The 12,104-nt window shown below is 58.6% G+C and carries 5 protein-coding genes; all 5 read right to left on the bottom strand.

The features are described 5' to 3' along the window. Window positions 1-28 precede the first annotated feature (28 nt). Entirely contained in the window at window positions 29-2,137 is a 2,109-nt protein-coding gene (locus QZ383_RS02410; RefSeq protein WP_291442693.1) for a right-handed parallel beta-helix repeat-containing protein, read from the bottom strand. Continuing rightward, window positions 2,138-3,169, bottom strand: coding sequence for a glycosyl hydrolase family 18 protein (locus QZ383_RS02405; protein WP_291442692.1), 1,032 nt, complete (start codon window positions 3,167-3,169; stop codon window positions 2,138-2,140). Between the two features lie 78 nt (window positions 3,170-3,247). Then, window positions 3,248-8,170, bottom strand: a complete 4,923-nt coding sequence (locus QZ383_RS02400; RefSeq protein ID WP_291442690.1) for a hypothetical protein — start codon at window positions 8,168-8,170, stop codon at window positions 3,248-3,250. Further along, window positions 8,170-10,167, bottom strand: a complete 1,998-nt coding sequence (locus QZ383_RS02395) for a hypothetical protein (RefSeq protein ID WP_291442687.1) — start codon at window positions 10,165-10,167, stop codon at window positions 8,170-8,172. Before QZ383_RS02395 ends, QZ383_RS02400 begins: the two co-directional genes overlap by 1 nt. A gap of 3 nt (window positions 10,168-10,170) precedes the next feature. After that, window positions 10,171-12,009 (bottom strand): glycosyltransferase, encoded by a 1,839-nt coding sequence (locus QZ383_RS02390; RefSeq protein ID WP_291442685.1) that lies wholly within the window; start codon window positions 12,007-12,009, stop codon window positions 10,171-10,173. Window positions 12,010-12,104 lie beyond the last annotated feature (95 nt).

The following is a 12,104-nucleotide window of genomic DNA, read 5'->3' as shown; positions in this document are numbered from 1 at the left end:
CGTGATGGCGGCGACAACCTGTTTGCCGTCAATACAGGCCGATATTGGGCCTCTGCCCTGCCTGCAACGGCCTGCCCGCATAGTCCGTATTAAATTCTGTCGGCACGCCAGCGCCAATCAGGGGAGAATCCTGCCCCGGCCTGAACGATGTTTCGCCGCCCACAGGGCCAGATTGCGAGGAGCAGCGGTATGTCCACGGCCCTGTTGATTCGCACTGTTCCTTGACTGTGGAGGCAATCTCCGCAAGCCCGGCAGTCTTCACTGTGGGGTTTTCGTGCAGCACTTCAAAGAGGTCTATCCACTGATTTGCCGTCCATTCGTTGGCTCCGTGGCTGTAGAGCCCCATGATGGAACCGTGGTACTTCAAATAATCCAGATACATGCGCAGCATTTCCTTAAGATTGGGCGTTGGCGCGCCGGGCACGATATCTTTCAGCGAAATGCTTTGCAGGGCAGAGAGATCCACGCGTTCCACGGCGGATGGGAAGCGCTGCGCCATATGGCTGCGCGCAACCTGAAAACCCGTTGCCTGCATGGCCTGCCGGATGTTTGCATTGGTCTCGCTGTAGGGGCACACAAAGGCCGTGCAGTTTTTTTGCGCGGCATGATACTCCCGCAGGCCCTGCTCGATCTTGCGGCGCGATTCTGACAGCATGTAATGCATGTAGGCTCTGGTATCCATGACCAGTTCCGCATTGTGCCGCGCAAAAAAGATATCCTGTTCCTGCACCGGGGCCAGCAGGTAGGCGGGAATTTTCTCGTGGCTCAGGCTTGCAAGCTCCGCCCTGAGGCCTTTCTCCTGCAACTGGCGCACCAGCGCCCCCATGGAAAGATAGGGCTGGGCTGCGAGGTCAATAGCGCACAGCTCCTTGCCGTCCGCGACCACCCGCAGTTGCTCTGCCTGGTCTATGGACAGGGAGGCTGATGTGCCCGCCGGATCAAACCAGCCAACGCGCAATACCTCGGCAGAGGTAATGCTGGCATGCACGGCACCGTGGGAGGCCACTTCAAATCCCGCGTTCACCTCAGGAATAATCATTTGCCAGTATTGCGGCGAGAGCGCGTCCGTATTCAGCGCAAGGGTGATTTTCAGCCCCAATTTTGCCGCAGCTGGCGTGAGAGAACGCCATACCGGGGCATTAACGGTGTCGTCCACGCAGAGGTTTATCAAGGCATTGCGCCCGCCCATAAAACGGGGAGAGGCCGTGATGCAGTTAACGGCGGTAACTTCCGGCTGCTGATCAAGAGGCCTGGCCTGCCATTTCATGAAATCGCCGGGCGCTGGCGCGTACAGGCAGTTTTCAAGGCGCGCTCTGGGAGCGGAGCCAGACTGTAAAAACAGGCTTGGCTCCGGGCTGAGAAAAAACACGCTGTTGACGGCAGAAATCTGCGCTCCTACCCCGGCCTGACGCATGGCGACAAACCGGCAGGCGGCAAAAAGGCAGTTCACAAAACGCACATCCTGCTCGCCCCGCAGCAGCACTGCGCCGCCGGGGTTATCGCGGAACAGGCAGTAAGCCAGAGTCACACGGCTCTTGCGCCCTGCCTGCCCATTGAGCGCCAGCATGGCCGTGGGCCCGGTACCGCCCGAGAAGGTACAGCCCTGAAACACAAAATCGCCGCCATATACTTCAATGCCCGGCACCGGACTTTCTGAGGTAAAATGGCAAAATTCAAACCGTCCGGTAAAACCACGCAAATTTATTGCGGCGCTGTCACCGATGCGAAAGGCAATGCCGCGCCACACGGTATCAGCGCTGTCGGCAAGCACAGACCCTGACTTGCCAGCTGGAGCCGCAATAACAACCTGAGGTTCGTCCTGGCCGGGTGCGCTGCCCAGAATGGTAAGCCCCGCTGTGGAAACCCGTATGGACTCCCGGTATTCCCCCGGTGCAACAACGATAACATCCCCCTTGCGGGCTTTTTGCAGCGCTGCATTGATGCTGCCAAGTGGCCTGTCTGCGCTGAGTCCGTCACCACCGCTGAATCCCGCGCCCACATAGAGGGTGCGCAAGGGTTGAACCACGGCCGCAAAAACCGTGCAAGAGCTGACGCACAGCAGCAATACCGCCAAGCATACAATGCTCCCAAAGGTATGCAAACGCACCTGCATATCACTGTTTTGCGCCGTCATCATTTACTTTCCTGAAATTTTAGCCAGAGATTCCGGCGTGTTGCCGCCAAGACGCCACAGGCTCACATCACCAAACCCAAGGCTGCGCCCCACATCGGCCCAATGGGCAAGGGTTTCGCCATCCGCATACCAGATTTCACAAACGCTGCCGTTGGTGCCGCCTTTGGCAAGCAGAGGACTGCCGGGGGTGTTGTCCGCCGCCTTAAAGTACAGGGCTTGGCTGGCTGGGTCGCGCTTGGGCTGTACACCCGCGCCCTGGGCCCATGCGGCGGCCTTGCGCTCGGTAAGATCCACAACGCCCCTGCCCGTCCAGGCAAAACCGCCCGCAGAAAGCGCCAACCCAGGCTTTACAGGCCAGTGAGCGCACCACTGGGCCAACTGGCGCAAAAAGGCATCGTCAGCCTTGGCCCCTGGCCCGTTGTGGCTACCGTGCAGGTTGTAGGCCATCACCACATACTGCGGGCCTGCGGGCAGATTGCCTTGCAGGTACTTTTGCTTTGGCTCCATGACCAGCCGCAGTTTTTTGCCCTGGGCAGCCAGCGTGGCGGAAAGTTCCTGCGCGAATTGCAGCAGGCGGGGCCAGTCATCCATGTTTACCCTTTCATAATCAAGCTCCAGCCCGGTAAATGGATAGGCCGCCAGCAGGGCCAGCAGATCACTGCGGTGCGCGGCGCGGCTGGCGTCCGTAGCCATGAGCCTGCTCACAAGGGAGGGATCTTTTTGCACGGATTTGCCGGGGGCTTCAACCACATCATTAACGACTGAAAGAAACACGCCCTGTGCATTGGAGCTTTGGCCCAGCGAAGCCGCAAGCCCGCCGCGCAAGGCCTTTTTCATGTCATCGGTGAGGAAGGGTCTACCCTGCCTGTCAAAATACGCGGCAAACATGAGCACGTTTTTAAAGTTGCCCTGGCGCAGTTCTGCAAGCCCGTTGGGCATGTCCCAATCTGCCACCCAGGCATCCGCTGCCACAGCAGGAACCGAGCAACACAGCGTAAGCAGCCCCGCATACACGGCAGAACGCAGACATTTCATAGCAACCTCCCCTGCACTATGGCCCGGACGGATTTTACACAAGGGCGAGACGGCCCGGCGCAGAACACTGAATGTTTTTTAAAAAACGTATTGCAGGTTCAGCGAATATTCATCCATGTTGTAGTCGGGCAGTTCCATACGCCTGTAGCCAAGGGCAAGGCTCCAGTTATCGGTAGGAACCCAGTTCAGATCAAGGCTGTAACGCAAGACCTGCTCCCAGCTTTTGTTCTTGGATATGGCCGTGCCGTAACCGGCAAAACCGCGCACGTGCATCTGGTCAAAAAGCTCCACATCAAACGAGGCCACAGCCATATGATTGACGTATTCCTGCGGGGCGTAATAGTCGGCAGGATTTCTGTCGCTGTCGGCAGCGCTGAACAGATAGCCCACCTGGAGTTGCGGCTTGTCCCACAAAATATAACGGGGGCTGACGGTGCCGCCCACAGTGCGGTTGCCGTCCGTGCGCTGGGTGCCGAAGATTTCAGCCTGAAGCACACCCCAGTCCAGTATGCGGGCCTCGGTATTCAGGCCCAGCCTGTCGGCGTACACGCCCTTTTTGACGCTTTCCGCCGTCTCGATAGATTGCCGGCTGTAGCTGAGGGTGTACGGCCCGTTGATGCGCAGGGGATCGACCGAGTACACGCCGCGCCAGGCTGCGCGCGCTTCCATAAAGGAAGAGCCGCTGTCCGGCTGCACATCGCGCACCATCAGGTCAAGCCAGTGCTGCTTGAAGGGGAAGTAGCGCAGCCCAAGGCCCACAGCATGGCCATGCAGCGAATTGTGGTCGCTCTTCCACCACAGATCGGAAACCGAAGCCTGGGCGGAAAGATTCTCCTGCAAAAATGTGGAAGCCTTAAGTTCGTATTCCGCAAAACTGCGCCCGGCATTGTCTGTCCATCCGTGAGGGCTGAACGTGGCTCTGGGCCGCAAAAGCCGCTGCGCACGATCAAGGAGTTCGTCCGTGCGCGGGTTATCCGGATCAAGCCGCTTTGCTTCGCGCGCAAGCTCATTGGCATAGGGCGCATCTTCGTCAAACAGCGCGTTGCTTGCGCGGTAATAGGCGTTATCCGCAGGCGAAAGGCCAAGCGAGGCCGCCCGGGCAAAGAGCATTTCCGCACGCGGCAACTGCCCGTGCCAGCTTGCCAGCAAGCCTTCTGTCTGCACCGCAAGGCGCGTGGGATGGTTCTGCGGCATGGAGGCTATGGCCTTGGCGTCCAGTTGCGCGTACACGTTGCGCACTGGCACAAACAGCGGGTCAAGGCTGTTGGTGTGATAGCCGTTGGCAGTGGGCACAAAGGCCACGGCAAAGACCTCGCGGGCTGCCTCGGTGTAGGCCTGCCGGATTTCCGCATCGCCGTCGAGGCTGATCTGCCCGTAATCGCCGCCGGGGTACATCCAGGCCGTCACCGCAAAGCCCTGAGACTGCGCAAGCTGACGCGCCTCGGCCATTGCCGAAGCCCAGCGGTGTTTCATTTCTTCCACAGTTTCAGGCCGTCCGTCTACCATTGCGCGCCGTGCCCAGAATCCGCCCCTGCGGCCTGTCACGTCCACAATGGTGCGGCCAGAGGTATCCGTGAGTGCCAGTTCCCAGCGGCCTGTGCTCACCAGCCGGCGCAAGAGCGCTGTATTGGGCAGGTCGTCCGGCGTGCCGGGAATAAATGACTGTCTGCTCACCAGCAGCACGGCCCTGCCGCCACGTTGAGCCAGAGCGGCATCTATGGCTTGCAGTTCTTCAGGCCGCGTCTGGCCTATGACGAGCAGCAGAGGTATTTTGCCCGGCGCAACTGTGCTCGCGTCCTTGGGTGCAGGAGCCAGAAACTCCGGCAGGGAAACTGGCCGATAGTTTGCGCCAAGCTGATCCAGATATGCGGCAACATCCTGCGGTGTATAGCTTTTGCCGTCCGTCTGCGAGGTAATGTTGGCAAAGCACAGGGCCATGCCAGCCCCGTTTGCCCCACGGGCCGAAAGGGATTGCACCGCCGGAAGGGCACGGTCAAAACGCGACACTGCGCCGGAATGCACGGCAGACTGCAACTGATAATGCATGTCGTAGGGATATTCCTGCGCCATATGGCGGGAGATTTTGGCCGCTTCGTTATAGTCGTGGCGTTGCAGGGAGATATCCAGCACGCTTTCAAGCGCGTCGCGCTGTATGGTGTTGCGGGCAAGCAAGCCTTCGGCATGCGTCTGCGCATCATCAAGAAGCGACTTGTCGGGTTCAAGCCCCGCCTGACCGCCGGAGCGCAGTTCTGCCAGTTTTTCCCTTTCCTGCGGGGCAAGGCGTTCAGGATCAAGCGTGCCCCGGGCAATCCGTATCTGCTCGCGCTTGAGCTTTTCAAGGCGGTCAGCCTGCATTCTGTACTCATCGCGCAGGGAGCTGTTGTACAACGACTGCACATAGGCTGAATCCGGATCATCGGCCAGATAGGTCTGGGCGTAACCTCGCGCCGCAGGGTAGCGGGCTTCTGCCAGAGCGTCTTCGGCCTGACGGCGCAGAGCCGTGAGTTTTTCCGGGTCTGGCAGGCCGCTTTGCTGCAAAATGGAAGCCGCCTCAGCCCAACGGTTCTGGGCGCGCAAGGCCGCCACCAGCAGCGGGGCCACAGGTCTTGTAGTTGCACCCTTGGCCATGAGAGAACGGAAAATCGCCTCTGCCCGACCGGCATCGCCGAGGGCAAGGGCGCACTGCCCTTCATACAGGCGGGCGGTAGGCCCTGAGGCATTTTTGAATTCGCCGTAAAGCGCGCGGGCGCGGGTGTAGTTTGCCAGCGACATAAAAATATTGAAAACTGCGTACCGCGCGGCAAGGTTGCCGGGTTCCGCACGCAAAAAGCTGTCAAAATGGCGCATAGCCACATCCGTCTGCCCTTCAAGCATCCTGATGCGACCAAGAATGAATTCATGCCGGGGCGAAGCATTGACAGGTGCCGCGTTCAGATGAATCTCCGCAGCTGTCATGTTTCCCTGCATGGCGGCAGCAAGGGCCATACCCAGATGCGCCTCGGGCAGATCAGGACTGAGCGTAAGCGCGCGCTGCCACAAAGGCACCGCAGCCTGCGCGCTGTCGCCAACTGCAAGGCTGAAACCCGCTTCGCTCAACATTTTAGCGGCCTGCGGCGCGGGTATGCCCTGAAGCTGTCTGCTTGCCAAAAGCTCAGGAATCAATGCGACATTCTGCTGATCCAACAGCTTGCCCAGATATTCCGACAGCATGGAGAGATAGAGCGACCGGCTCAACTGCAACTGCCCTGCCCCCGCATCAGCGGCGGGAATACTGACTGTGTGGCTTTCCTGCGGCGGATCAAGGGCAAGCAAGGCCCTGGCGCTGGTTTCCACTGCGCGGATGTCGCCGCCTTCAAGCGCGCCTGCGGCAAGGGCCAGCGCGTACCAGGGGGCATTGGCGCCCGAAGGGGCAGCCATAGACCGCAACAGCGGGTAAGCCGCAGACCACTGCTTGTCCTTTATCAGATACAAGGCAAGGGAGAACACGGGCATTTCAGGGTACTGCATGCGGAAAAGTTCCATGGCGTCCGCAGTTCTGCCCTGCTGCAACAAGACCGCGCACATGGAGGGGCCAGCCTTCTGCCCGTGCTGGGGGTCAAGAGCAACGGAATCGCGCCACGAAACATAGGCGTCGTCTATTTTTCCGCTGTCCCACAGCTCCCAGCCGTTGTTACGCATGAGTTCGGCCTGCTGTTCCTGCGGGGCCTGCGCACCGCTGAACCCAAGACTGGCAACAATCAGCCGGATGTCGTCCTGTGCATGAACAGCGCTTACATCGTCCACATGCTCCACAACGGCCTGCCGGGCTTTTTGCATGGCATCCCTGTTTTTGCTCTGCCGGGCGAACAGGAATTTGCCAAAGTTCACGGCAATGCTGCTGCCCCCGGCCTCAAGCCGCTGCTCAAGAGCCTTGAGTTCGGCGGTTTTTCCGGCTTGTGCAAGGCGGTAATAGAGCTGCCCCTGCAAATACAGGTCGTGCGGGGCTATTTTCGCTGCTTTTTCAAGTATATCTGCGGCTTCCTTGATGCCGCCAGAAGCGGCGTAGGCATCTGCCGCACGCACGGCCCACACCTGCGGGCTGGAAGCCATGCGCCAGCCCTGCTCGTAAACCGTGGCGGCCTTTTTTTGCTCGTTAAGGTTCAGATAGGCTTGCGCCTTGATGGCGTTCAAGGTTTCCTGACTAAAGCCCCGCGTTGCCGCCTGCCGATAAAAAGCCTCGGCTTCGTCCTGCTTGCCAGCCAGTTGCAGGGCGCGGGCGGTCATAGCCTCAAATACGGCCCGCAACGGCTCTGAGCCTTGCGGCCAGTCATTCTGACGGCGCAGCAGAGCCGCGGCAACAGTGCCGTTGTTGGCAAGGCAGGCCTTGAGAACGGCCTGTTCCTCGTCCGAAAGCTTGCCAACGGCCCCTGCAGCGCGCAGGGCGGGCAGAAAGACCGCGTTGTTCTGATCCTGACGTTCCGCCAGCAGTTTGATAAGCTCCGGCGTCACCTGCACGGAAAGACCGCTAAAAAACCTTGCCAGATCAGTGGAAAGGGCTGCTGGGTCTTTGGCCCGGCTGCTCTGGATGTTTTCTGCCGCAAGGGCCGCCAGCCGGGCATCGTCCGGCCTGGCTTCAAGCGCCAGCGAATAGAAACGCGCGGCATCCTCGTGCCGCGACAAGCGCGAAAGCACAAGGGCCTTTTGCGTAATGAAGGGCAGAAAGCCGGGGTCCAGATCCATGCCCTTGTCGATTTCACCCAGAGCTTCCGCGTACATTTCGCGGCTGATGGCATAGTTGGCGCGATTGTAATAGTAGGCTGCCGAGAGCTTTTCCGGTTCCGCGCCACTTGTCTGCTCCTGCCCTTTTGCGGAATTGGGGCTTTTGACAGGTTCCAGACCTCCTGGCTGATCAAGGCGCGCCCGGCTATCCCCAGCGGGAAACTCCTGCGCGCAGACAGCGCTTGCGGCAAAGCCGCAGCACAGAACCAACAGCAGACTGAAAGAAAGAATACTGACGCGCATCAGTTGCCCCCCGCAGCGTACAGAACGCCCTTTTCTGCGGTAGCATAAAGGAAATTGTTTCGGTTATGCCTATGGGCAAGCGGCGTCCAGAGAGAGTCGGGGATTTCCGCCCGCGTAAAATCAAGCAGGTAATGCTCTGCGGGCAGGGTAATGCCCGAGGCCGCAAGTGCCGCTGCCGCATCACGCGTAAGGCGCACCACGGGGCGATAGCCTGCGGCGGCAATGGCCTTGAGGGTCGCCGCTACATCCTTCCATGAGCTTTGGGCAAGGGGCTGCACCATTATACCGTCCCACAGCCTGCGGCTTTGTTCTATACTGAAAGGCGCTATCAACAGCATGCTGTCGTCCAGAACAAGATTGCCAGGGGCAAGAGCGGCAATGGTCATGCTGCCTTCCGCCCTTGCGCGCAATACCTGACGCGATACCCTTTCGGCATCTGCGTTGCCAGCACCGGCCCCGGCCGCCAGCGGCACCACGCATGCAGTCACCTCCTGCGCCTTGGCTGAAGCTGTACTGCCAGAACTGGTGCTGCCTGCGGATTCAATGCGCCAGAGCGAAGGAATGCGCACGATACTCAACGAACCAAAGCGTCCCTCGTACCCCTCCACATCGTCAGTGCCCAGAGCCACCGCCCCAAGCCGCAGTGTGGGTGATACTGGCAAAAATCCTGGGCCGAGCGCCTTGCCGTCAAGCAAAACTTTAAGTCTGTTGCCCTTGAGCAGAATATCAAAACGCCAGGGTGGCTGGGTGGTAATGATTTCATCCGCAATAGTGTACAGCCCCTGACCGGGTACGCGCTCCTGCACCAGCAGGCGCGCCCCGTGCAGGGTCACGCGCAAAAAGGCGCTGGGCGTGGCATAACGCAGATAGACGTAGCGATCCACGTTTTCCTTCTGCGCAATGGCCATGGACAGCGAAACATTATCCCACAGGTTGCTGCCGCGCAGTATGACCGGGTCAGCCCTGCCCTCCTGCGGGGTCAGCACAATATCCCGCCCCGAGGCTTCCACCCTGGTGCGAAAAGATACCCAGCTGTCGGCGGTGTCGCCCTCTGCCAGTGAAAACCGTGTGCGTTTGGCGGTTCTGAGCGAGAGCACTTCCATGAGGTGCTGCTCTGTCCACTCCGGCTTGATCTGAACGCGCGTGAGCGCGAAACGGTCATCCACTGCGGAATTGAACGCCGCCCCCTCTCTGGAAAAAGCCATCTGAAAATACTGCTGCACCAGATCGCGGTTGGCCTCTTTGACCGCATGCGGCATTGCCGCGTTGAAGGAGTTGGCGGGCATCATCACAAAGGCCTTGGGCGGCTCGGACAGGAGCTTTGCCAACGGCTCAAACGATTCTTTATAATACGCCGCCAGCCGGTCACGCATCTGCTCTTCGGTTTCCGCAGGCAGGCCAGTGGAATCGCGCAAAAAATCTGTCAAAAAGTAGCCGGGCGTGACCTTGGGCATGTTTTCGTTGATAGGCAACAGCCCAAGCCCCTGACTGCCCACATCCCAGAAAGGACTCTTTGCCAGCGCCGCCACATTGGACTTGGTGACAAAAAAGTTGTTCCAGCTTTTCAGGGTGCCGGTTGTTGTAAACAGCGAAGCATGCACCCCTGTTTTACCCATGATCTCCTGCCCAAAGATGACGGAATCCTTGCGGCCGCCTTCCATCATGAGGTACAGGGCTTTCTCTGGCAGCGGCTCGCCATCGCGATAAAAACTGATGACGTCGTCCGTGCTTATCCACTGATAACCAGCCTTTTCAATGGCTGCCACGTGCTCCGCAAACTGCTGGCGCGAGTTCAGCCCCGGCTTTTCATCGCGTGTGAGCGAACCGTAAGAAATGGCCGTGAACCCATCGCGCTGCGTCCATGATTCACGGTCAAACTGCGGCGGCCTGCCCCTCTCCATAAAGAGCTGAACAATAAATACGCACAGGCCGATCAAAAATGCCCATTGCAGGCATGACCGCAGGATCTTCCAGGTATCTTTGGAAAGCGCTCGCATGCCCTAGCCCTCACCGTGCTTGCCGTGATCGGCTGGCTGCCCCGCTCCTGCGGCAACGGCGCTTTCAGAGGGCATGACGAACATCTTCTGCTCGTAGCGCAGCTTTTCCTGCGCGGCTACGTCGGCAGAGGTATTGCGCGTGCCCCATTCCGACTTCCAGAACGTGAGCACTGCCACAGGAAGCTGCCACAGCAGCACCCCCAGATAAAACACGCAAAAAACAATGCCGTAGGGCCACAGATTGCTGCGTTTGAACAGCAGATACGATGCGCTCATGAGCATGCTGGTAACAAGAATGCCCGCAAGATATTTGTAGGGAAACAGGCCAAGCTCTATTGGAATGACGACCATGGTGCGCACAACAACCAGCGGGGCCAGCACAGGCAACAAAAAACCGATGTAGAACGAAAGCGCCATGAACGGCTCTTTTCTCCACATAAAGGAACTGGCGCGCAGGGTTTCACGCAGCCACGAGCGCTTCCAGCGCATCTGCTGCCGGATGAAGGTTCGCATGCTCGAGGGCACAATGGTGGAACACACCGCCGCATCCTGATAACCAGTGCGGTGGTGGGCAAGGATGTAGTTTGTCAGGCTTCTGTCATCGCCAAACGTGGCAGGGTAACCAAAAAACTTCTGGTTGAGCCAATCATCGAGGTAGTGCAGCACAAGGTCCTTGCGGTAACAGGCAAGGGGGCCGGAAAGACAGGTCACGCCGTCAAAAACGGATTCCGCCGCCTTGATGAACCGAAAGGCCACATAGTAGCGCACGGCCTGCATCTTGGTGAGGGCGTTTGTCCATTTGTTCTGCACTTCTGTTCTGCCAGAGACAGCCCCCATCTTGGGGTCGCGGAAGGGCTGCACCACTTCCCGCACTGCGTCCGGCTCCAGAAAGCTGTCCGAATCCACAAAGACCAGCAACTCAAATTTGGCATGTTGTGCCCCAGCCGCAAGCGCGTGGCGCTTGCCCATGTTGTAGGGCTGCTCAATGACCACAAATCGGTCGCCGGTTATTTCCTTGCGAATCTGCTTTTCGATGCGCCGCACACGCTCCATGGATTTATCCGTGCTGCCGTCGTCCACAAGGATAACTTCAAGCTTTTCCTCAGGATAATCCTGATTAATGGCGCACTGGATGGTTTTTTCAATCCATTCTTCTTCGTTAAAGCAGGGAATGACAATAGTGACGCCGGGCGTAAAATCAGGATCAACAGGAACGTTGCGGTAAAAAAAGGAAAACACAAATCGGCTTACCAGAAAAACGGACGCAACAATCCCGTAGGTAAATACGGGTACGTCAAACATGAAGTAAAACAGACTTTCCTGCCGCATGTAGGCAACGGCATATACAGAAAGAGCAAGCAGAATTACAGAAGTCGCAATCAGGCGCAGCCACTTTTTCAGGCGCAGATAGTTATCCAGATTACGCACAAAATTGACGGCAACCTTTTTTTCACCATCCTCCCCATCCACAAGGCGCACCACATCTGCGGGGATGCGCACGCGCGATTCATACCCCTCCGGCAGAGTGCCAGGCGGCATGGTAAAGCGCAGCACAAGCTTTTGCCCCTCGGCAGGGAGCGGCGCATCCTCAGCCCAATGCAGCAGCATGCCCGATGACGAGAGGTCTTCGCTCAGGCAGCGCAACGGGGCGGATTCTTCCGAAGCATCATATACCGACACTTGAAGCTCGGCTTCATAGCGCTGATGGGCGCCACGCCTCGACCCGCCACGCCCGGGAATGTTAGGGGCGAGACGTCGATCACTTTTGGCCTTGGGGTAAATTTCACCGTCCACGGGCAACTGGGGAGTGAGCTTGGAAGAAAGTTTAGTAGACAACAGCATTCGGTCAATCCGGTTCAGTTACAGTGGCGAAAAAGGGCAACACAAATAGTCAGATTTTTGATAATGAGTACTTAAAGCAAATTCCATACCTCGTC

The organism is Desulfovibrio sp. (assembly GCF_019422935.1).
GTDB lineage: Bacteria > Desulfobacterota > Desulfovibrionia > Desulfovibrionales > Desulfovibrionaceae > Desulfovibrio.
The sequence above is the reverse complement of the archived record's forward strand: the minus strand, read 5'-3'. Positions and strand labels throughout refer to the sequence as shown.